Source organism: Paenibacillus sp. P4_A9 (assembly GCF_056402415.1).
The window spans coordinates 1-611 of the sequence record NZ_JBFUHL010000242.1 but is presented as its reverse complement, the minus strand read 5'-3'; the positions used below and the strand labels follow the sequence as shown (position 1 = coordinate 611).

General features: G+C 48.5%; 2 rRNA genes. Both read right to left on the bottom strand.

Annotated elements, in window-relative coordinates:
- Window positions 1–242, bottom strand: a 23S ribosomal RNA gene (locus AC1DVJ_RS31275); the annotation flags it as partial.
- A 199-nt stretch (window positions 243–441) separates the two neighbouring features.
- Window positions 442–611 (bottom strand): 16S ribosomal RNA (locus tag AC1DVJ_RS31270); the annotation flags it as partial.

The following is a 611-nucleotide window of genomic DNA, read 5'->3' as shown; positions in this document are numbered from 1 at the left end:
ACGGAATCACTTTTGTTTTCTTTTCCTCCAGGTACTTAGATGTTTCAGTTCCCTGGGTCTGCCTCCAATGTAGCTATGTATTCACTACATGGTAACTGCGCATTACCACAGCTGGGTTCCCCCATTCGGACATCCCCGGATCAAAGCCTGCTTACGGCTCCCCGAGGCATTTCGTCGTTCGCCACGTCCTTCTTCGGCTCCTAGTGCCTAGGCATCCTCCGTGTGCTCTTTCTAGCTTAACCTAGAAAAGCTTTAAAGATTTTTGCRAGATCCGAAGATCAAGCAACCTAAGTTCTTACTTTACGTTTTTGTTTCGTTATCTAGTTTTCAAGGAACAAAGTTRTTGAAGGGTTAATTCATCCTTCAAAACTGAACACGAGTGAGTAAGCGATTTGTATCCGAAGATACTTGACTGGATCTATCAGATCCGAGTCTCCATAGAAAGGAGGTGATCCAGCCGCACCTTCCGATACGGCTACCTTGTTACGACTTCACCCCAATCAYCTACCCCACCTTCGGCGGCTGGCTCCCTTGCGGGTTACCCCACCGACTTCGGGTGTTGTAAACTCTCGTGGTGTGACGGGCGGTGTGTACAAGACCCGGGAACGTAT